This window comes from Achromobacter sp. FW305-C-30-7 (assembly GCF_058783105.1).
The window spans coordinates 450,547-469,434 of record NZ_JBYSYI010000005.1 but is presented as its reverse complement, the minus strand read 5'-3'; the positions used below and the strand labels follow the sequence as shown (position 1 = coordinate 469,434).

Genomic DNA, 18,888 nt, shown 5'->3' with positions numbered 1-18,888 from the left:
CCAGCACCACAAGACCAATACAACAAAGGGACAAAATCCATGTCTGCCCAGACGCTCACCCGCAGCATGCTCACGGCCTTCGCCATGGCCGCCTGTACCACCGCGGCCATCGCGCAGGATGCCGCCGGCACCCTGAAGATCGGCCTGTCGTCCGAGCCGACGTCCATGGATCCGCACTACCACCAGGCCACGCCGAACGACGCGATGACCTCGCACATGTTCGAGACGCTGGTGGGGCAGGACGCGAAGATGAACCTGATCCCGCGTCTGGCCACGGCCTGGAAGCCGGTGGACGACACGACCTGGGAATTCACGCTGCGCGACGGCGTCAAGTTCTCCAACGGCCAGCCTTTCACGGCGCAGGACGTGCTGTTCACGTTCTGCCGCGTGGTCAACAACGAGCAGTCCATCAGCAGCTCGTACCCGGCCATCGTGCAGAAGTTCGCCGACGTGCAGGTGCGCGGCGGCAACACCCTGGTGATCAAGACGCGCCAGCCCTATCCGCTGCTGCCCAACGACCTGACCCGCATGGGCATGCTGTGGAACGGCATCGCCGAGCACGGCCCGATCAGCTTCGACCTGAAGAACAAGTGCGGCGTCACCGGCGCCTGGCCCACCGTGGCCGACTTCAATACCGGCCGCTCGGTGATCGGCACTGGCGCTTACACCCTGAAGAGCTACGTCAAGGGCACCGCCATCGAACTGACGCGCAATGACGCCTACTGGGGCGCCAAGCCGGCCTGGAAGGACGTGAAGCTGGTGCCGGTGCCGGCCGCCGGCCCGCGCCTGACCGGCCTCCTGGCCGGCGACTTCGACCTGATCGAGAATCCCGCCGCGCGCGACGTGAAGCGCATCTCGGAAACGCCGGGCTTCGGCCACGTCATCACGCCCTCGGTGCGCGTGGTGTACTTCCAGCCCGACGTGGCGCGCAGCCCCAGCCCCGGCGTCAAGGCGGCGGACGGCAAGAACCCGCTGCAGGACGCACGCGTGCGCCGCGCCATGTCGCTGGCCATCGACCGCAAGACCATCGCCGCCCGCATCATGGACGGCGCGGCCACCCCGGCCAACCAGTTCCTGCCGGACGGCATGTTCGGCACCCTGCCCAACCCGCCCGAACTCAAGTACGACCCGGCCGCCGCCAAGAAGCTGCTGGCCGAGGCCGGCTACCCGGACGGCTTCGAGCTGGTGGTCTCGTCCACCAACGACCGCTACATCAACGACGCGCAGATCTCGCAGGCGGTGGCGCAATACCTGTCGCGCGTGGGCATCAAGACCACGGTCGACACCATGACGCGCTCGGTCTACTTCCCCAAGCGCGCCAAGCGCGAGTTCAGCTTCGCCATGGGCGGCTGGTCCTCGGAAACCGGCGAGGCCTCGTCGTTCCTGCAATACTGGGTCAGCGCGTTCGACAAGGAACACGGCCTGGGCACCAGCAACTACGGCGGCTATGACAACCCTGAGTTCGACCGCGTGTTCAAGCGCGCGCTGGTCACCGTGGACCCGGCCACGCGCGAAAAACTGCTGCAGGAATCGCTGACGCTGGCGTTGGCCGACCTGCCCAGCATTCCCCTGCATTTCGAAAGCAGCATCTGGGCGTTCCGCAAGGGACTGACCTACGAAGGCCGCGCCGACCAGTACACCCTGGCCATGTCGGCCAAGCCCGCCAAGTAAGCCCCTACGCGGCGCCCGCAAACCCTGAGCCCACCAAGGAAATCATCTCGTGGCCTTGTTCATCCTACGCAGACTGATACAGAGTCTGTTCGTGCTGCTGGCCGTATCGGTCGTGGTCTTCTTCGCGGTCTATGCCGTGGGCGATCCGATCGAACTGCTGGTCAGCCCCGAAGCCAGCCAGGCCGCGCGCGAGGCGATGATCGCCCGCCTGGGCCTGGACCTGCCGGTATGGCAGCAATACACAGGATTCCTGTGGCGCGCGCTGCACGGCGATCTGGGCACCTCCTTCGTGCACGGCATCCCAGCCATCGAACTGATCGTGCAGCGCATCCCCGCCACGTTCGAACTGGTGGTCGTGGCCATCATGCTGACCTGTGTGTTCGGCATTCCGCTGGGGCTGATCGCGGGCCTGTACCGCGACCAGCCGCTGGGCCGCGGCATCATGGCGTCCTCGGTGCTGGGCTTTTCGCTGCCGAACTTCTGGCAAGGCATGATGCTGATCCTGCTGTTCGCGGTATGGCTGGGCTGGCTGCCCGCCACCGGCCGCGGCGATACGGTCACGGTGTTGGGCGTGCCCCTATCGATCCTCACGGCCGACGGCTGGTCGCACCTGATCATGCCGGCCATCAACCTGGCGCTGGCCAACATCGCCCTGGTGCTGCGCCTGACCGCCTCCGGCGTGGTCGAAGCCCGCAGCCAGGACTACGTGAAGTTCGCGCGCGCCAAGGGCGTCAAGCCCGGCCGCATCGTGCGCCGCCACATCCTGCGCAACATCCTGATCCCCGTGGTCACCGTGATCGGCATGGAATTCGGCACCCTCATCGCCTACTCCACCATCACCGAAACCGTGTTCGCCTGGCCCGGCATGGGCAAGCTGCTGATCGACAGCGTCTACCAGCTGGACCGCCCGGTGGTGGTGGCCTACGTGATGCTGGTCACCCTGATCTTCGTGATCATCAACCTGGTTGTGGACATCCTGTACGCCACGCTCGACCCGCGCGTGCAGCTCGTGACTCCCGCTCAATAATCCGCCATGGCTCAAACTCCCAATTCCGGCCGCACCCGCACCGTCCAGCCCCTGGCTGAGACGCCGCAGCGCGCCTCCATCCTGAAGAAACTGCACGCGCGCCCGACGCTGCGCGGCTCCGTGATCGCACTGGCCATCCTGATCGTGCTGGTGGTCTTCGCGCCCTACTTCGCGCCGCAGAACCCTTACGACCTCGCCAACCTTTCGCTGATGGACGGCCGCCTGGCGCCGCGCCAGGCGTTGATGGACGGCAGCATCGCCTGGCTGGGCACCGACGACCAGGGCCGCGACATGCTCAGCGCCATCCTGTATGGCCTGCGCATCAGCCTGATGGTGGGCTTGTCCGCCGTGGTGCTGGCCACCGCCGTGGGCGGCGCCATCGGCCTGGTGGCCGCCTATGTCGGCGGCGTGGTCGACACGGTGCTGATGCGCATCGTCGACTTCATCCTGGGCTTTCCGACCATCCTGGTGGCGCTGGTGCTGCTGGTGGTGCTGGGGCGCGGGGTCGACAAGGTGATCCTGGCTTTGGTGCTGGTGCAGTGGGGCCACTACGCGCGCATCATGCGCAGCCGCGCCCTGCAGGAACGCCGCAAAGAATACGTGGAAGCCGCCGCCAACCTGGGCTACCCGGCCTGGCGCATCATGCTGTTCCATCTGCTGCCCAACTGCCTGGGCCCCGTCATGGTGTTCGCCACCATCCAGATCGCGACCGCAATCGCCCTGGAAGCCACGCTGTCGTTCCTGGGTGTGGGCGTGCCCATTACCGAACCCTCGCTGGGCCTGCTGATTTCCAACGGCTTCCAGTACCTGCTGTCGGGCGACTACTGGATCAGCCTGTTCCCGGGCATCGCACTGTTGGTGCTGATCCTCTCTATTAATATCGTGGGCGACCGCCTGCGCGAAAGCCTGGACCCGCGACGAGCATGAGCGAAATACTCTTAGACGTGCGCGGCCTGCGCACCGCATTCCATACCGAAGCCGGCGCCTGGCTGGCGGTCGACGGCGTCGACCTGACCGTGCGCCGCGGCGAGATCGTCGGCCTGGTCGGCGAATCGGGCTCCGGCAAATCCGTCACCGGCTTCTCGCTGCTGGGCCTGATCGATCCGCCCGGAGAAGTGGTGGACGGCGAAGTGAAGTTCAAGGGCACGGACCTGCGCAAGCTGAGCGAAGAGCAGATGCGCCAGTTGCGCGGCAACCGCATCGCCATGATCTTCCAGGATCCCCTGATGACGCTCAATCCGGTGCTGCGCATCGGCGAGCAGATGATGGAAGCCATCCTGACCCACGAAGACGTGCCGCGCGCCGCAGCCGAAGAGCGCTGCCGCGAGGCGCTGGCCATGGTCGGCATTCCTTCGCCCGAAAAGCGCCTGAAGAGCTACCCGCACGAATTTTCGGGCGGCATGCGCCAGCGCGTGGCGATCGCGATCGCCATGCTGAACAAGCCCGACCTGATCATCTGCGACGAGCCGACCACGGCGCTGGACGTCACCATCCAGGGGCAGATCCTCTATCGCATGCAGGAGATCTGCCGCGAGCACAACACGGCGCTGATCTGGATCACCCACGACCTGGGCGTGGTGGCCGAACTGGCCGACCGCGTGGCCGTGATGTACGCCGGCCGCATCGTCGAAAGCGGTCCGGTCGAGCAGGTGCTGGACGCGCCCCGCCACCCCTACACCAAGGGCTTGCTGGACTCCATGCCCGGCGCCACTCAGCCCGGCGCGCGCCTGCACCAGATCAACGGCATGGCGCCCAGCCTGGCCGGCCGTCCCTCGGGCTGTCCGTTCCGCCCGCGCTGTACCAGCGCGGTCACGCGCTGCACCGAGCAAGCCCCCACCGTCACCACCGAAGGCGCGCGCAACTACCGCTGCTACGTGCCGATTACCCGCGAGGCCCAGCCGGTATGAGCCAAGCCGATACTCCCGTCATCGAGCTCAAGAACGTCCACAAGCGCTTCGAGCAGCGGCCCGACCTGGCCCAGCGCATCCTGGCCCTGACCGGCCGTCCCATCGACCGCCGCACCGTGTATGCGGTCAACGGCGTGGACCTGTCCATCAAGCGCGGCGAAGTCGTCGGCCTGGTCGGCGAGTCCGGCTGCGGCAAGTCGACGCTGGGCCGCGTCGTCGCCGGCCTGCACGGCCAGACCGAAGGCCAGCTGCTGTACCAGGGCCAGGAAGCCCGCCGCCTGCGTGGCGCCGACAAGCTGGCCTATACGCTGGGCGTGCAGATGATTTTCCAGGATCCGCAAGCCTCGCTGAACCCGCGCCAGCGCCTGCGCCAGATCCTGGGCGAATCGCTCAAGGTCCACAAGCTGGCGCCCGCCGCGCAGATTCCCGCGCGCATCGACCAGGCGCTCAAGGAAGTCGGCCTGGACCCTGAATACCGCGACCGCTTCCCGCACCAGATCTCGGGCGGCCAGCGCCAGCGCATCGGCATCGCCCGCGCGCTGATGGTGGCGCCGAAATTCCTGGTCTGCGACGAGCCCGTGGCCGCGCTGGACGTGTCGATCCAGGCGCAGGTGATCAACCTGTTCATGGACCTGCGCGAACAGCACGGCTTCACCTACCTGTTCATCAGCCACGACCTGGGCGTGGTCAAGCACATCTCGGACCGCGTGGCGATCATGTACCTGGGCAAGATCGTGGAAATCTCCACGTCGGCCGAGATCTTCGCGCGCGCCAACCATCCCTACACCCAGGCCCTGATGGCCGAAGTGCCGGACGTGGGCCGCCGCGGCCGCAAGTTCACGCCGATCAAAGGCGAGATCCCGTCGCCGCTGAATCCGCCGCCGGGCTGTACCTTCAATCCCCGCTGCCCCCACGCCATGCCGCGCTGCCGCGAGCAGGCGCCGGTCCTGAAAGAAATCTCCGCGGGCCACTGGTCGGCCTGCCACCTGAATGAGGCGAACGCCTGATGAAACCCTCCGAGATGTCCAACGTCGACCGCATCGCCATCGAGCTCGGCCATGCCGGCCGCAACGCCATCCTGTATGTGGACGAGGACCGCAATTCCGACCGTCCCTTCAAGCTGCAGACCTACCGCCCCTACGGCTACACGCCGGACCGCCCGGTGGTCATCGTGCAGCACGGCGTGCTGCGCAATGGCGACGAGTACCGCGATTTCTGGGTGGAAGCCGCCGACAAGCACAAGCTGCTGATCGTGGCGCTGACCTTCTCCAACGAGATCTGGCCCGGCGTGGAAAGCTACAACAACGGCCGAGTGTTCTCGGCCGGCGGCAATCCGCGCCATATCGACGGCTGGACCTACGCGCTGGTGGGCAACGTCATCAAGGACCTGATCGCCGGTGAAATCACCGACGGCCAGAATATCTACCTGTTCGGCCATTCCGCGGGCGGCCAGTTCGTGCACCGCCTGATGAGCAGCCAGTCGCACGCGCCCTTCAAGGCCGTGGCCGCGGGCAACCCGGGCTGGTACACGCTGCCGACCTTCGACCATCCCTTCCCCGAAGGCATGGACGGCGTCGGCTTGACGGAAGAGCACCTGGTGAAGCTGCTGGCCTACCCGATGACCATCCTGGCAGGCGACCAGGACATCGCCACCGACGATCCCAACCTGCCGTCCGAGCCCGCCGCCATGCGCCAGGGTCCGCACCGTTTTGCGCGCGCCCAGAACTACTTCGAGTTCGGCCGCAAGGAAGCGGAGCGCCGCGGCGTGCCGTTCGGCTGGACGCTGCAAGTCGTGCCCGGCATCGGCCATGACGGCCGCGCCATGTCCGCCGTGTGCGCCAGCCTCTGGTTCGACGGCAAGATGCCCGACGACGCCGAGCTGGCCCGCCTGGCCGGCCAGCAGGTCGCCTGAACGCTCCCATTTTCTTCGCTGCAGATATCCGTTACCGCCATGTCCAACACCCAGAGCACTGAACAGATCGTCGCCGGCATCAAGAGCTGGCTGCAATGCGAATCGCCTTCCAACTTTCCCGAAGGCATTGCCGCCATGGCGCGCATCATCGCCGACTACGCCGCCGCCGCCGGCCTGACGGTCGAGCTGTCGTCGCTGGGCCCGACCACGGGTCCGCTGCTGTACGCGACCAACCGCGCCCCCGGCGACACGCGCCCCGGCATCCTGATCCTGGCGCACATGGACACGGTGCATCCGGTAGGCACGCTGCTCGAAAACCCCGTACGCATCGAAGGCGACCGTCTCTACGGCCCGGGCGGCTATGACATGAAGGCCGGCATCTACCTGGCGCTGTCAGCCCTGTCCGGCCTGGCGCGCCCCGGCGCGACCCAGCTACCGGTGGACTTCCTGGTGGTGCCCGACGAAGAAACCGGCAGCCACGCCTCGCGTACGCACATCGAACGCTTCGCCGCCAACGCCAAGTACGCGCTGGTCTGCGAACCGGCCCGCCCCAATGGCGGCAAGTGCGTCACGGCGCGCAAGGGCACCGGCATGCTGAACCTGAACGTCAAGGGCCGCCCAGCCCACGCCGGCATGCAGCACGAGAAGGGCCGCAGCGCCATCCGCGAAATGGCCCACCAGGTGCTGGCGCTGGAAGCCATGACCGACTATGACCGCGGCATCACCGTCAGCGTCGGCACCATCGCCGGCGGCACCGTGACCAACACCGTGCCGGCGCTGTGCCGCTGCGTGGTCGACTTCCGCGTGCCCGACATGGGCGCCGCCGAAGACGTGCTGCGCCGCATGCGCGAGCTGTGCGCCGTGGGTCCGGACGTCGAACTGGACATCGACGTGGAACTGAACCGCCCGCCGATGGTGAAGACCGAAGCCGCCGCCGACCTGCTGGCGCTGGTGCAGGGCTACGCCGAACGCGCCGGCTTCCTGCTGGAAGACGCACCCATGACGGGCGGTGGCAGCGACGCCAACTTCACGTCCGCCATGGGCATCCCCACGCTGGACGGCCTGGGCGCCGATGGCGACGGCGCGCACACCTTGAACGAGCACATCCTGATTTCGACGCTGGAACAGCGCATGAAATTCTGGGAACTGCTGCTGAAAGAACTGGCGTAAGCAGCCCTTGCCGCCACCGATAGCCGTCCGCCGGCAGTTGCTGGCGCGGGCGTTCGCCGCGCATGCCGTGTTTGCGGCGGGCGCGGCGCACGCGCACGCCGGACAGACCCGCGACTTGCTGGCCGACCGGCCGGCCAGTCCCGCGCCGGCCCAGCCGGGCTGGCTCGTCGCCGTCGACAATTGGCAGATGCTGGAGGGCGGCGCCAATGTGGCCCGCATCAAGCAGCGCACCACCGGCGTGTACGGCGGCGGCGAGTTCGAAGCGGGCGCCGGCTGGCGGCTGGGCGGCGCGCTGGGCGCCACCCGCAGCCGAGTCAACATCGACGCAGCCGACGCCCGGCTGGACGTCTACAGCTATACCGCGGGGGCCTACGGCAAGAAGTCGTTCAGCGCCGGCCCCGGCAAGCTGAACCTGCTGGCGGCCGCTTCCTACTCCTGGCACGACATCGACACCCGCCGGCATTTCGAGATGCCCGGGATTCCCCGCCAGACACTGACCGCCGACTTCAGCGCCTACACCGCACAGGTCTTCTCGGAACTCGGCTACGAGCTGGCGCTGTCGCCAGGCGCCACCCTTGAGCCATTCGCAGGCGTGGCCGTGCGCAACGTGCGCACCCGCAGCTTCAGCGAGTCGGGCGGTTCCACCGCGCTCTCGGCCGACGCGGGACGCATCCGGCAAACCACGACCACACTGGGCCTGCGCGGCCAGACCGGCTTCGCGCTCGGCCCCACCATGGGTCGGCTGCATGCGACGCTGGGCTGGCGCCGGGCCTTCGGCGACGTGCAGCCGGAAACGACCCTGGTCCTGGACGGCGGCAGCGTGCTGACCGTGGCCGGCGCGCCCATCGCCCAGTCCGCGGCGCTGGCGGGCCTGGGCCTGGAAGTCGCCGTGTCGCGCTCGGCCGTCATCGGCCTGGCCTACGGCGGCCAGTATGGCGGCGGCAACCGCGAACACACGGGCTCGCTGAGCTTGCGCTGGGCCTTCGGCAGTCTCTGAAAACTGCGGCCCGGCGCCCCCGCCATCCGTCCCTTTCGTCTTAGAATTACGCACTCAGACCGCGCATTTTCTCTTTCATCATGGCCGATTCCCCCACGCCCCTCAGCGCCATCGCCTATGGCGTCGCCACGCTGGCCGCCGACGGCGCCATCCTGGACACCTGGTATCCGCGCCCCTCGCTGGCCGACAACTCGCCGGCCACCGGCACCCGCCACCTGTCGCCCGAGGAAGCCCGCGCCGCGCTGGGCGAACACGTGCCCACCGCCCTGATCCGCGACACCCGCCGCAAGGTGGACATCGTCGCGGTACGCACCGCGATCGCGTCGCTCGACGAACCGCCGGTCGACGCGCACGACGCCTACCTGCGCCTGCACCTGCTCAGCCACCGGCTGATCCGTCCGCACGACACCAATCTCGATGGCCTGTTCAATGTGCTGGCCAACGTCGCCTGGACCTCGGCCGGGCCCTGCGCGGTAGACCAGGTGGACTCGCTGCGCTGGCACTTGCGCGCATCGGGGCAGATCCTGGAGATCCGCGGCGTGGACAAGATCCCCCGCATGACCGATTACGTGATGCCCGCCGGCGTGCGCATCGCCGACACCGCGCGCGTGCGGCTGGGCGCGCATCTGTCGCCCGGCACCACGGTGCTGCATGAAGGTTTCTGCAATTTCAACGCCGGCACGCTGGGCGCGTCCATGGTCGAAGGCCGCATCAGCGCGGGCGTCATCGTCGATGACGGCAGCGATATCGGTGGCGGCGCGTCCATCATGGGCACCATGTCAGGCGGCGGCAAGCAGGTGGTGTCCATCGGCAAGCGCTGCCTGCTGGGCGCCAACTCGGGCATAGGCATTTCGCTGGGCGACGACTGCGTGGTGGAGGCCGGCTGCTACATCACCGCCGGCACGCGCGTGCTGACCCCCGAAGGCGCAGTGGTCAAGGCCACTTCGCTGGCGGGCCAGCAAGGCCTGCTGTTCCGCCGCAACTCGCAGACCGGCGCCGTGGAGTGCCTGGTGCGCACCGCCGCCTGGGGCACCCTGAACCCCGATCTGCACACGGGGCATTGACCGGGCGCCGCGCAAGCGGCCCTGCTCAGGCGTATTCCGCCGTCCGGCCCAATTGGTCGTAGACCAAGTTCACGAACAGGTCCGAACTCAGCACGTCTGCGGCCAGGCACGAAAACACGGTCTCGCCGTTTTCGTCCTGCAGGCTGATCGTCTCGGTCCATTGGTTCAGGTCGATGCGCTTGAGCGATTCGTACGGCCATGTAGCGCCGCCGATATGCAGGCCCTCGGCCGACAAAGCCAGCTCCTGCGTCTGCAGGTCCGGGAAATTGCCGCTCTGGACGTAGCGGAACGCGACTCGCGCGCCGTCCGCGATCTTCTCTTCCAGCACGGGCAGGCGCTGCGCCACGTAGCGCGCGCGGAACGCGTCCATCAGCTTGTTGAATTCGCCGACCTCGGCGGGCACCAGAGTCCAAGGCTGCGCCGAACCGGTGCGGTAGGCAAAATGATTGATCGGGCCAGGGCCGTCGTCCGGCCCGGAGGCGAACAGGAACAGGTCCTGGATGTCCGCGAAGGCGGTGTAGATGCGCACGTCGCCTTGCCGGCAGACAACGCCGTGCTCGTGCAGTTCAAAACAATCCGGGGTGCTCCCCGTGTGGTTAAACACCGCCAGCGCGACAGAGGCTTGCGGGGTTTTGCTATCGGTCATGCAACTTCCTTATTGGAATTAGGGTGCTTTCGCGGCCCAGGACGTCGCAAAGTCATGCGATCCGTATTCTCCCTTATATAGGAGATACGTGCTTGATGACCCCGTTTTCCAGGTATTCCGGCCTGCCCGGCTGTAGTCACGCCCCCGGCGGCACCGGCGCGAACCGATAGTGCGCCACCGTGCCGCCGCCCGCGATGATGGCGGTGGATTCGGGCACTTCCTCCCAGGCGCCGGGCATTTCGGTCAAGGGTTCCGACAACAGCAGGAAGGCGTCATCGTCCAGCGCCGCGATCTGCGGGTTGTCGGGATACAGCTGGCGCAAATGGCGCACGCAGGTGTTGTGGAACAGCGTGCGCGAGTCCGCCTCGCTGGAATAGCGCACCGCGATCAGGCGCTGGCCGTCCAGCGCGCAGACCGTCATGTTGATGGGCTGCGCCACGCCATGCCGCCTGCCCGTCTCTTCCACCGCGCCCACCATGCGGGCCAGCGCCGTCAGCGGATCTTCGTCCAGGCCGAAGCTGAGCGCCAGCAGGAACATCACCTCGGAATCCGTCGACCCTTCCAGCGAGCCGAAGTACGCAGGCGCGATCATCAGCATCAGGTCGCGCCGGAGCAGCGGATAGTCGCGGATGACGCCGTTGTGGACGAACAGCCATTGGCCGTGACGGAACGGATGGCAGTTGGTTTCCTGGGCGGGCGTGTCGGTGGCGGCGCGGATATGCGCCACGAACAGCGGCGCGTGGATCGCGCGCGCCGCTTCTCGCAGATTGCGGTCGTTCCAGGCCGGATGGACGCTGCGGTAGCGGAATGGCGGCTCCAGCGGTTGGCCTTCGCGCTGGCGGCTGTACCAGCCCAGGCCGAAGCCATCGCCATTGGTAGTGGTGGCGCCCAGACGCGAGTGCAGGCTCTGGTCGATCAGAGAGTGCTTGGCCTTGAACAGCACGCTCTCCATCTGTATTGGACTACCGGTATAAGCCAGCCAGCGACACATGGCGCGCTCCTTCGATCCGCGGGGTTGCCGCCCCGGACCGCGGGACGGGCGCAGTCCAGTGTAGGAGCAGCCCGCGGCTTTTCACAAGCCGCTGCCCCGCCCCTATTTCTTCAGCAGCGCCTTGAGCATGGCCATGCGTTCTTTGGGATTCATCGCGGCGGTGGCCTCGTCTTCCTGCACGCGCACGTCGCCCAGGCCCATTTCCTCGATGAAGCGCGAAGGCTCGCGCACCAGGTCCTCGCGCGCCCGGCGCCGGCGCTTGCACCAGCTCAGGTTCAGGCTGCGCTGCGCGCGCGTGATGCCCACGTACATCAGCCTGCGTTCCTCCTGGATGCGCGAGGCCAGGTTCTCGGCCGCGCGCGCCGGATCGCCGACTTCGTCGTCCTTGCCCAGATGAGGCAGCAGGCCTTCTTCCACGCCCGCCAGGTATACGTGCGGATACTCCAGGCCCTTGGACGCGTGCAGCGTGGACATCTTCACCGCGTCGGGTTCTTCTTCCTCGCCGCGCTCCAGCATGGTGACCAGCGCCACGTGCTGCACCAGGTCGAAGAGCGTCATGTTGTCCTCTTCGGCCTTGCGCTTGAGCCAGCCCGTCAGCTCCAGCACGTTCTGCCAGCGCGTCTGCGCGGGCCGTTCCTCGAACAGCTCGTACAGATAGCGCTCGTACTGGATGGCCTCCAGCAGATCGTCCAGCAGCACGCCCGCGGGTTCGGCGGGCGCGGCGTCCTTGCCCGAGGCCGCGCCGCGACCGGCGCGCCACTGCATGCGGCGGATGAACTCGGTGAAGGTGCGCAGCGGCTCCAGCTGGCGCGGCGCCAGCTGGCTTTCCAGGCCGGTCTCGGCGACAGCCGCCAGCAGGGACAGCTCGCGGCTGGCGGCGTACTGCCCCAGCGTCTGCAAGGTGGCCTGGCCGATGCCGCGCTTGGGCGTGGTGGCCGCGCGGATGAAGGCCGGATCGTCTTCGTCATTGGCCAGGATGCGCAGATAGGCCAGCACGTCGCGCACTTCGGTCTTGTCGAAAAAGCTCTGGCCGCCCGAGATCGTGTACGGAATCTTCAGGTTGCGCAGCGCCTGCTCCAGGATGCGCGACTGATGGTTGCTGCGGTACAGGATGGCGAAGTCCTTCCATTGCGCCTGGCGCTCGAAGCGCGAGGCCGACACCTTCATGGCGATGGATTCCGCCTCCTGTTCCTCGCCGTCCATGGCCGACACCAGGATGGGTTCGCCCACGCCCAGGTCGGACCACAGCTTCTTGTCGAACAGCTTGGGATTCTTTTCGATCACCTGGTTCGCCGCCGCCAGGATGCGCTGCACCGAACGGTAGTTCTGCTCCAGCTTGATCAGCTTGATGCTGGGGTAGTCGGTGGTCAGCTTGGCCAGGTTTTCGATGGTGGCGCCGCGCCAGGCGTAGATTGCCTGGTCGTCGTCGCCCACCGCCGTGAACATGGCGCGCGAGCCCGTCAGCAACTGCACCAGACGGTACTGACAGACGTTGGTGTCCTGGTATTCGTCCACCAGCAGGTAGCGCACGCGGTTCTGCCAGCGCGTGCGTACTTCTTCATTGTTGGCCAGCAGCAGCGCCGGGATGCGGATCAGGTCGTCGAAGTCCACCGCCTGGTAGGCGGCCAGCGTGGCCGCATAGCTGCGGTAGACGTTGGCCGCTTCCACGTCCGCCGGCGTGATGGCCTCGCGCGCGGCGTCGTCCGGCTCCATCAGCCCGTTCTTCCACAGCGAGATGATGCCCTGCACGTGGCGCAGCCGGCCCTTGTCGGTGGTGTTCAGCAGTTCCTGGATGATGGCCATGGCATCGTCGGCGTCCAGGATGGAGAAGGTCGGCTTCAGGCCCGCGTTGCGCGCTTCCTCGCGCAGCATCTTCACGCCCAGCGAATGGAAAGTGCTGATGATCAAGCCTTTGGACAGCTTGCGGTCCACCAAGGTCTTGACGCGCTCGTCCATCTCGCGCGCGGCCTTGTTGGTGAAGGTCAGCGCCACCACGTTGCGGCCCATGTAGCCGCACTCGCGCAGCAGGTACGCGATCTTCTGCGTGATCACGCGGGTCTTGCCGCTGCCGGCGCCGGCCAGCACCAGGCAGGGGCCGTCCAGGTACAGCACCGCTTCGCGTTGAGCGGGGTTCATGCCTTGGGCTATAGGTTCGCTGGCGGACATTTGAGTCAGGTGATCATGCATCGCGGCGGCCGCATTGAAGATGCTGCCGGCAAGCACGGGGCTTGCGGCCGCCCGTCAGCGGGCCGGTGATACGCGAGAAAAAGGGGACGGGCGCGGCCGCCGCAGCGGGCCTGCCGCGCCGGCGCGATAGAGGAGAAAGATCATAGAACAATCGGATCGGCGGTGCATCGGCCCTTACCGCAAGCGATCAGATTTCCAGCGGATCGACTTCCAGCTGCCAGCGCACGCGCGCCTCATTGGCGAGGTACGGCAGGTGGTGCGACCAGGACGCCAGGAAGGCCTGCAAAGCCGGGCGGCTGCTGCTTTCCGCCAACAGCTGGGCGCGCTCGATGTTGGCGACGCGCACCACCCGCAACGGCACCGGGTCGTACAGCATGATGGCGTCCAGGCCCGGAAAGTCGGCCGCCCACTCCCCTTCCGGCAAGCTTCGCGCCCGCTCCAGGAACTCCTGGGCCACCTTCAGTTCGCGCGCCTCGGCGGTCAGGAGCGCCTGGTAGACGAAAGGCGGCAAGCCGGTGCTTTCGCGCTCGTGCAGAGCATGGCGGGCGAAGCCCGCGTAATCGTGCCGCAGCAGCGCCTGATAGACCGGCTGCTCGGGGTAGCCGGTCTGTATCAGCACCTCGCCGTTGCCCTGGTGGCGGCCGGCCCGGCCCGCCACCTGCATCAGCTGCGCGAACAGGCGCTCCGGCGCGCGGAAGTCGTGCGCGAACAGCATCGAGTCCGCATTCAGCACGCCCACCAGTCCAAGGCGGGCGAAATCATGGCCCTTGGCCACCATCTGCGTGCCCACCAGGATGTCCACCTCGCCCGCGTGCACCGAGGCAAACAGCGCCTCGGCGCTGCCCTTCTTACGCGTGCTGTCGGCGTCGATGCGCAGGATGCGGGCTTCGGGAAACAATTCCGCCAGGTGTTCTTCGACGCGCTGCGTGCCGCGCCCCATGGGCGCCAAGTCCTGGTCGCCGCATTCGGGACAAGCGCGCGGCACCGGGGCCTGATAGCCGCAGTGATGGCATTGCAGCCGGTGGCCACGGCCATCGGTGCGATGCAGCACGGTGAACGCGGTGCAACGCGGGCAATTGCTGACCCAGGCGCAGGACTGGCAATGCAGCACCGGCGAATAGCCGCGCCGGTTCAGGAAGATGAGTGACTGCTCCTTGCGCTCCAGCCGCTGCGCAAGGGCGTCCAGCAGCTGCGGCGACATGCCATGCTTCAGTTGCAGGCGGCGCGTGTCCACCAGCCGCATCGACGGCAGACTGCTGGCGCGCGCCCGGCCCGGCAGGGTCAGGCGCAGGTAGCGGCCGCGCTCGGCATGCTGCCAGGTCTCCAGCGACGGCGTGGCCGATCCCAGCACCACCGGGATGCCCAGGTCATGGGCGCGCCACACCGCCAGATCGCGCGCCGAATAGCGCAGGCCGTCCTGCTGCTTGTAGGACGCGTCGTGCTCCTCGTCCACCACGATCAGGCCCAACTGGCCCAGCGGCGCGAACACCGACATGCGCGTGCCCAGCAACATGCGCGCCTCGCCGCGCTGGGCGCGGGCCCAGGCCTGCAGGCGTTCGCCATCGGACAGGCCGCTATGCATCACCGCCAGGCCATCCGGCCCGACCAGCGCCTCCAGACGCGCGCGCAGCGCGCTTTCCAGCTGCGGCGTCAGATTGATTTCGGGCACCATCAGCAGTACTTGGCGTCCTGCCGCCAGGACCTTCTCGGCCGCCCGCAGGTAGACCTCGGTCTTGCCGCTGCCCGTCACACCGTGCAGCAGCACGGGCTTGAACCCGTTCAGCGCGCCTATGGTGTCCACCGCCTCGCGTTGGGCGTCATTGAGTCCCGGCGGCTGATCGGCCTGGGCCGGCGTGCGCGCAGCCTTGCGCTTGCGTCCGTCCAGCCGCGCCACCGGTCCGCCGGCCGAGCGCTTGCCCTGATAGGCCGTGGGCTTGCGCAGCGGCGGCGGCAAGGTCGGCAGCATCACCTCGCCCAGTGGCCGCTGATAGTAGTCCGCAGCAAACCGGGCCAGGCGCAGCCAGTCCTCATCGAACGGCGGCAAGTCGTCCAGCACCTCTTCGATCGGCCGGATCTGCTTGGGGTCGAAGGACGGTTCCGCCGGGTTTTCCACCACCACGCCGATCAGCTTGCGGCGGCCGAACGGCACGATGACCCGCAGGCCGACCGTCACCGGCGCCTCGCTGCGGTAGTCGAACGGGCCGGGCAAGGGCACGTCCAGCGCCACGCGCACCCAGCAGACCGCGGGGGTCGTATTTGGCTGCGCTTCAGACATGGAGGCTAGGACGGTGCATGTAGAAGGATGATCCCGGATGATGGCGGCGTGCTCCGTTCCCGGCCTGTGGATAACTTTGGGGAAAAGGCTGGAGCAACATCGAAAATTGGAATTTGATAAGATTGCGCAAACTTGCGAAATCTTCTTGAAAACCATCAATTCATTATTTAAAACAATAACTTATGATGGCTTCCCAGATTGTAAACTAGCATCTAAAGGGTTTTCCCCGAGAGCAATCTTGCTGTGCACAAGTGTCCCCGGGGGCCCTCCTGCTCCGGCCCTTTAGACCGAAGCGTCCACTCACTTACCCCCGCAGCGAACGGCTGTGCTGGTGGACTTCATCCACCAATTCGGCTACGGCTTCCGGCGGAGTAAAGCGCGAAATTCCGTGCCCCAGATTGAACACGTGGCCGCCCTTGCCCACCGGTCCGAAGGCATCCAGCACGCGCCGCGCCTCGGCCCGGATGGCGGGTCCGCCGCCGAACAAAGCCATGGGATCCAGGTTGCCCTGGAACGCCACCGAGTCCCCGGTGCGGCGCCGCGCGGCGGCCAGATCCACCGTCCAGTCCAGGCCCACGGCGTCGGCGCCGCAGGCGGCAATCTGTTCCAGCCATTGGCCGCCGCCTTTGGTGAAGACAATGGCCGGCACGCGGCGGCCTTCGTGTTCGCGCTTCAGGCCGGCCACGACCTTGCGGGTGTAGGCCAGCGAAAACTGCTGGAACAGGCCGTCGGCCAGCACGCCGCCCCAGCTGTCGAACAGCATCACGGCTTGCGCGCCCGCGTCGATCTGCGCGTTCAGGTACTGCAGCGTGGCTTCGGCGTTGATCTCGAGTATGCGGTGCAGCAGGTCGGGACGCGCATACAGCATGGTCTTGATCAGGCGGTAATCATCGCTGCCCTGGCCTTCCACCATGTAGCAGGCGATGGTCCAGGGGCTGCCGGCAAAGCCGATCAGCGGGACCTTGCCGTCCAGGTCGCGCCGGATCGTGCGCACGGCGTCGAAGACATAGCGCAGCTTGTCCATGTCCGGCACTTCCAGGCGCGCCACGTCTTCCTCGGTACGCACCGGACGCGCGAAGCGCGGCCCCTCGCCTTCGGCGAAATCCAGGCCCAGGCCCATGGCGTGCGGCACCGTCAGGATGTCCGAGAACAGGATGGCCGCATCCAGGTCGAAACGCTCCAGCGGCTGCAGCGTGACTTCCGAGGCGTACTCCGGATTCTGCGCGAGGCCCATGAAGGAACCCGCACGGGCCCGCGTCTGGCGGTACTCGGGCAAGTAGCGGCCGGCCTGGCGCATCAGCCAGATCGGGGTGTAGGGCACGGGCTCGCGCAACAGCGAGCGCAAGAACACATCGTTCTTCAGTACGGAAGCAGACACGACTATCCTCGATGATCGGAAGCCGTGATTTTACTTCCCCTGGCTGACAAATCCCGGCCCGCCGCCGGCCCGTGCTTGCCCGCGCGCAAGTACGGCGCTTTCCGCGCGGGACGACGCGTGCGACGCCCGGGTGGTGGAGCTGACGCGCCAGCAGTCCTGCCTGCCGCGCAGGCGCTTCAGGCACCCTGCTCCTGCGCGGCCTGCCGGTACGGCGCCGCCTCGATGCCGTGCTTGCGCATCAGCGCCCAGAAGGCCCGCCGGTGCTTGCAGCAGGCCCGCGCCGCCTGCGCCACGTTGCCGCCATGACGCGACAGCGCAAGCCGGATGTAGTCGCGCTCGAAGCCGTCCACCACCCGCGCCTTCGCGATCCGGAAGGATTCGTGCGCGAGCCGCGGGTGTTGATGACGCGGGCCGGGCACGGCGTGATCGACAAGATCGGACGCCACCCGGGCGCGCAAGGCTGCGGGACGAGGTAATCCGCCCGCGCCTGCCTGAGGCCGCGCCTCGCGGTACATCGTCGCGGGCTCACGGATCTCTACCCGCGCCGTGCCGCGCCCCTGCGCGGCGCGGGCCAGGCGACCGAGCCGCACCCGCAGGCTCTCCCGGCAGGCGGGCTGCGTCTCGAAATCCGATGCGCCCAGGCTCAGCAGGTCTTCGATGGCGGGCGCCTTCACGTCCGAGATCAGCAACAGCAACGGGGTAGTCAACACGGCGTCGGCCTGCTGCAAGGCCATGCGCGTCCAGGCCAGCGAAGACGGTGCCACGGGCAGGATGCAGCAGTCATAGCGCCTGAGCGCCACAGCCAACCGCGCCAGCGCCTGCACGTCCGCTTCCGGGACCGGGGCTTCAGGCACGGCGTCAGCCGCCGCATCTGCGGACGTATCGCGGGACGCCGCGCCAGCGGCGGCATAACGCACCGGACTCAGCGATACCAGGTGCAGCCGCACACGCATCTGCCTGGCCGGGTGCTGCGCAACCAGATCGCGCATCGCCCCTTCGTGGCCCGGCGCCAGCAGAACCCCGCAATCCAGGACTTCTCGCACGCTTTCCCCCTACGCTTCACTAGGCAAAACTGAAGGCTACTGTTGCAGCCGCCAGCCAGCTATTCGTAGTGATCGCATTGCGGCTCGCACAAAGGCGAATGCCGCAGCCTTGGCTCGGACATGAAAAAAGCGGCCCAAAGGCCGCTTTCTTCGAGTCCGGAGCGTAACCCGGGGCACAGCGTCGCCGCTTAGTGCGAACGGCCGCCTTGGCGCAGCTTGCGCGCCGCGATGGCTTGCGCAGCCAGCATGGCGAGTTCGGCTTCGACCACGGCGATGTCCGCCTTGTCCTTGGCGTTGGCCAGGGCCTGTTCGGCCTTCTGGCGCGCTTCCAGGGCGCGGGCTTCGTCCAGGTCGGCGGCACGGATAGCCGTGTCGGCCAGAACCGTCACGCTGCCCGGCTGCACTTCCAGAATGCCCCCGGCGACGAAGATGTTTTCCTCGCCTTGGTCGGCACGAACGATCTTGACCGTCCCGGGGCGTATGCGCGAAATCAGCGGGGTGTGGCCGGGCAGAATGCCCAGTTCACCCGCTTCGCCAGGCAGCACCACGAACTTCGCCTCACCGGAGAAGATCGCTTCCTCTGCGCTGACGACATCCACATGCAGGGTAGCCATATCGGT

The 18,888-nt window shown here is 67.3% G+C and carries 16 protein-coding genes; 9 read left to right on the top strand and 7 right to left on the bottom strand.

The features are described from left to right. Positions 1 to 39 precede the first annotated feature (39 nt). From AC3WOB_RS19095 to dapD, 9 genes are all read left to right on the top strand, one after another. Positions 40 to 1,671, top strand: coding sequence for an ABC transporter substrate-binding protein (locus tag AC3WOB_RS19095; RefSeq protein WP_492275873.1), 1,632 nt, complete (start codon positions 40 to 42; stop codon positions 1,669 to 1,671). Between the two features lie 49 nt (positions 1,672 to 1,720). Further along, complete coding sequence (locus tag AC3WOB_RS19090; RefSeq protein ID WP_013391148.1) at positions 1,721 to 2,698, top strand: ABC transporter permease; 978 nt, start codon at positions 1,721 to 1,723, stop codon at positions 2,696 to 2,698. Positions 2,699 to 2,704: 6 nt separating this feature from the next. After that, positions 2,705 to 3,625, top strand: coding sequence for an ABC transporter permease (locus AC3WOB_RS19085; RefSeq protein ID WP_207468781.1), 921 nt, complete (start codon positions 2,705 to 2,707; stop codon positions 3,623 to 3,625). Beyond that, positions 3,622 to 4,605, top strand: a complete 984-nt coding sequence (locus tag AC3WOB_RS19080; protein ID WP_492275872.1) for an ABC transporter ATP-binding protein — start codon at positions 3,622 to 3,624, stop codon at positions 4,603 to 4,605. Before AC3WOB_RS19085 ends, AC3WOB_RS19080 begins: the two co-directional genes overlap by 4 nt. Then, the gene (locus tag AC3WOB_RS19075; RefSeq protein ID WP_013391145.1) at positions 4,602 to 5,612 is read left to right on the top strand and encodes an ABC transporter ATP-binding protein; all 1,011 of its coding nucleotides are present in this window, start codon (positions 4,602 to 4,604) and stop codon (positions 5,610 to 5,612) included. Before AC3WOB_RS19080 ends, AC3WOB_RS19075 begins: the two co-directional genes overlap by 4 nt. Beyond that, complete coding sequence (locus AC3WOB_RS19070; RefSeq protein WP_013391144.1) at positions 5,612 to 6,517, top strand: prolyl oligopeptidase family serine peptidase; 906 nt, start codon at positions 5,612 to 5,614, stop codon at positions 6,515 to 6,517. The genes AC3WOB_RS19075 and AC3WOB_RS19070 overlap by 1 nt, the downstream gene beginning before the upstream one ends. Before the next feature lie 39 nt (positions 6,518 to 6,556). Beyond that, positions 6,557 to 7,687, top strand: a complete 1,131-nt coding sequence (locus AC3WOB_RS19065; protein WP_013391143.1) for a M20 family metallopeptidase — start codon at positions 6,557 to 6,559, stop codon at positions 7,685 to 7,687. Between the two features lie 7 nt (positions 7,688 to 7,694). Next, complete coding sequence (locus AC3WOB_RS19060) at positions 7,695 to 8,684, top strand: autotransporter outer membrane beta-barrel domain-containing protein (RefSeq protein WP_492275871.1); 990 nt, start codon at positions 7,695 to 7,697, stop codon at positions 8,682 to 8,684. 80 nt (positions 8,685 to 8,764) lie between these two features. Further along, positions 8,765 to 9,748: a 2,3,4,5-tetrahydropyridine-2,6-dicarboxylate N-succinyltransferase gene (gene dapD / locus AC3WOB_RS19055; protein ID WP_492275870.1), complete on the top strand. Its 984-nt coding sequence runs from the start codon at positions 8,765 to 8,767 to the stop codon at positions 9,746 to 9,748. Between the two features lie 25 nt (positions 9,749 to 9,773). Here dapD and AC3WOB_RS19050 read toward each other — a convergent pair whose 3' ends face one another. The 7 genes from AC3WOB_RS19050 to AC3WOB_RS19020 all read right to left on the bottom strand — a co-directional run bounded on the left by AC3WOB_RS19050 (position 9,774) and on the right by AC3WOB_RS19020 (position 18,882). Continuing rightward, entirely contained in the window at positions 9,774 to 10,394 is a 621-nt protein-coding gene (locus AC3WOB_RS19050) for a hypothetical protein (protein ID WP_013391140.1), read from the bottom strand. Positions 10,395 to 10,530: 136 nt separating this feature from the next. After that, complete coding sequence (locus AC3WOB_RS19045; protein ID WP_013391139.1) at positions 10,531 to 11,385, bottom strand: class II glutamine amidotransferase; 855 nt, start codon at positions 11,383 to 11,385, stop codon at positions 10,531 to 10,533. A 102-nt stretch (positions 11,386 to 11,487) separates the two neighbouring features. Then, positions 11,488 to 13,551 carry a UvrD-helicase domain-containing protein gene (locus AC3WOB_RS19040; protein WP_492275957.1) on the bottom strand — a complete coding sequence of 688 codons (2,064 nt, stop codon included), beginning with the start codon at positions 13,549 to 13,551 and terminating at the stop codon, positions 11,488 to 11,490. 208 nt (positions 13,552 to 13,759) lie between these two features. Next, positions 13,760 to 15,847 (bottom strand): primosomal protein N', encoded by a 2,088-nt coding sequence (locus AC3WOB_RS19035; protein WP_492275869.1) that lies wholly within the window; start codon positions 15,845 to 15,847, stop codon positions 13,760 to 13,762. 304 nt (positions 15,848 to 16,151) lie between these two features. Further along, the gene (gene hemE, locus AC3WOB_RS19030; RefSeq protein ID WP_013391136.1) at positions 16,152 to 17,225 is read right to left on the bottom strand and encodes a uroporphyrinogen decarboxylase; all 1,074 of its coding nucleotides are present in this window, start codon (positions 17,223 to 17,225) and stop codon (positions 16,152 to 16,154) included. Positions 17,226 to 17,401: 176 nt separating this feature from the next. After that, positions 17,402 to 18,214, bottom strand: coding sequence for a helix-turn-helix domain-containing protein (locus tag AC3WOB_RS19025; RefSeq protein WP_013391135.1), 813 nt, complete (start codon positions 18,212 to 18,214; stop codon positions 17,402 to 17,404). A gap of 242 nt (positions 18,215 to 18,456) precedes the next feature. Next, a complete protein-coding gene (locus AC3WOB_RS19020; protein WP_013391134.1) occupies positions 18,457 to 18,882 on the bottom strand; it encodes a F0F1 ATP synthase subunit epsilon in 426 nt (141 codons plus the stop codon). Between the last annotated feature and the right edge of the window lie 6 nt (positions 18,883 to 18,888).